Source organism: Streptococcus mitis (assembly GCF_001579035.1).
Taxonomy (GTDB): Bacteria; Bacillota; Bacilli; order Lactobacillales; family Streptococcaceae; genus Streptococcus; species Streptococcus mitis_J.
Map to the genome: position 1 here is coordinate 439922 of NZ_KQ970285.1, position 2266 is coordinate 442187.

Below are 2266 nucleotides of genomic sequence, written 5' to 3' on the forward strand. Positions count from 1 at the left end.
GTAGACCATCTTCCATAATAGTCCGGGTAAGAGAATAGGGAATTAATTCATTTTTATAAGGCGTGTTTTTATGTAGTTGTCCAAGATCAATCATAGGTTTCCTCTTAATAGGATAGTATCGTTTTTTGCTATTATTGTGCAAGATTTGTCACTTTTATTTAATTATAATATAAGTATAGAAAAAAACAAAGGAGAAAATAAATGAGTAAATTTCCTAAAGAATTTTTATGGGGTGGAGCTACAGCAGCTAACCAGTATGAAGGTGCTTATAATGTAGGTGGTAAAGGTTTATCGGTTCAGGATGTGACACCTAGGGGCGGAGTTCCAGTAAGTGATAATGATCTAAATCCATTCATTACAGAACTGCCTACAGAAGATAATCTCAAATTGGAAGGAATTGATTTTTATCACCGTTATAAAGAAGATGTTGCTTTATTTGCAGAAATGGGCTTTAAGGTATTTAGAACATCGATTGCATGGTCTCGTATTTTTCCAAATGGTGACGAATTGGAACCAAACGAAGAAGGTTTACAGTTTTATGATAATCTTTTTGACGAACTAGCTAAATATGGAATAGAACCTTTAGTAACATTATCACATTATGAAACTCCACTTCACTTGGCTAGAAAATATAATGGATGGGTTAATCGTGATTTGATTGGTTTTTATGAGCGCTATGTAAGAACTGTTTTCAATCGTTATAAAAATAAAGTCAAATATTGGTTGACTTTTAACGAAATCAACTCTGTTTTACATGTTCCTTTTATAAGTGGTGGTATTGCAACTCCAGTCGAGAAATTATCTAAACAAGATCTTTATCAAGCGGTTCATCATGAGTTAGTTGCATCCGCTTTGGCAACGAAAGTTGGACATGAAATCAATCCAGAATTTAAAATTGGATGCATGGTTTTGGCTATGCCAACATATCCTATGACACCGAAGCCAGAAGATGTGTTGGCTGCGCGTGAATTTGAGAATCAGAATTATCTATTTTCAGATATTCATGCTCGTGGTAAATATCCTAAATATATTCAAAGATTCTTTAAAGAAAATGATATCAATATCAAATTTGAATCAGGGGATAAGGAGTTATTAGCTGAAAATACTGTGGATTTTATTTCTTTCTCTTATTATATGAGTTCGGTTCAAGCACATGATCCTGAAAATTATCAATCAGGCATTGGAAACTTATTGGGAGGAATTTCTAATCCTTATTTGGAAAGTTCAGAATGGGGTTGGCAAGTTGACCCTATTGGTTTACGTATAGTGTTGAATAATCTTTATGATCGTTATCAGCTGCCGTTGTTTATTGTTGAAAATGGTTTGGGTGCTAAAGACGTTCTAATTGAAGGTACAGATGGACCTACTGTTGATGATGACTATAGAATTGATTATCTCAAAAAACATCTACAACAAGTAGGTGAAGCTATTGAGGATGGAGTAGAATTGTTAGGTTATACTACATGGGGATGTATTGATTTAGTATCAGCTTCAACGGCCCAGATGAGTAAGCGTTATGGATTTATTTACGTAGACAGAAATGATGATGGATCTGGAACATTAAATCGCTATAAGAAAAAATCATTTTATTGGTATAAAGAAGTGATTGAAAGTAATGGCGAAACGTTAGATAATTAGTTCATAAAAAAACAAGTTTAGATCCTCATCTAAACTTGTTTTTTAAAAATTTGAAGGATGATTTTGGAGGATATGGGATGACATTGACTATTCATGTGTATTATAAAGGCGATGGAGATAGTGCAATAAATTTTGCAAGAGAAATGCTTGAATCAGGGATTGTTGCAGAAATTAGAAATCAAAAAGGCAACTTGAAATACGAATATTTTCTACCAATTGAAAAAGAGGGAACTATTCTTCTTATTGATCAGTGGATAAATCAAGAAGCTTTAGATAAACATCATCAATCAAAGACAATGCAGAAAATCTTAGATTTAAGAAAAAAATATCACTTGCAGATGCAAGTTGAACGTTATATAGAAGATGATTCTGGGATACCAGAAAGCGATAAGTCGTTTATAGACATGGGGGATTAGAATTATTGTGAGAGTTTTTGTATTTTGAAAGTATTGAAAATCGTAAAGATATCATTACGAGAATACAAGAAGATATTGTTCTATTTCCATTTTAAATTACTTCTTTCCTTAACAATAAGGAAAAAGAATGCGTTTTCATCTTTTGGTTTGAGGTTTATAATAAGAGTATCAAAGTCAGGAGGAAAAAAGATGACTACTTTTAAAGATGGATT

2 protein-coding genes and 1 pseudogene are annotated in these 2266 nt (G+C 32.6%); 2 read left to right on the forward strand and 1 reads right to left on the reverse strand.

The genetic code is table 11. From position 1 onward, the window contains the following. Positions 1-94: pseudogene (locus SMIDD26_RS12550) on the reverse strand (AraC family transcriptional regulator); the annotation flags it as partial. A 107-nt stretch (positions 95-201) separates the two neighbouring features. Between SMIDD26_RS12550 and SMIDD26_RS02215 the strand changes: the two are divergent. Both SMIDD26_RS02215 and SMIDD26_RS02220 read left to right on the forward strand, forming a co-directional pair. Next, a complete protein-coding gene (locus SMIDD26_RS02215; RefSeq protein ID WP_061438767.1) occupies positions 202-1638 on the forward strand; it encodes a glycoside hydrolase family 1 protein in 1437 nt (478 codons plus the stop codon). A gap of 77 nt (positions 1639-1715) precedes the next feature. Beyond that, positions 1716-2054, forward strand: coding sequence for an antibiotic biosynthesis monooxygenase family protein (locus SMIDD26_RS02220; RefSeq protein WP_049511258.1), 339 nt, complete (start codon positions 1716-1718; stop codon positions 2052-2054). Positions 2055-2266: the final 212 nt, after the last annotated feature.

What these genes read in the sequence shown, in the direction of transcription:
- SMIDD26_RS02215 (WP_061438767.1), top strand. Translation starts at nt 202, where the DNA reads ATGAGTAAATTTCCTAAAGAATTTTTATGGGGTGGAGCTACAGCAGCT.
- SMIDD26_RS02220 (WP_049511258.1), top strand. Translation starts at nt 1,716, where the DNA reads ATGACATTGACTATTCATGTGTATTATAAAGGCGATGGAGATAGTGCA.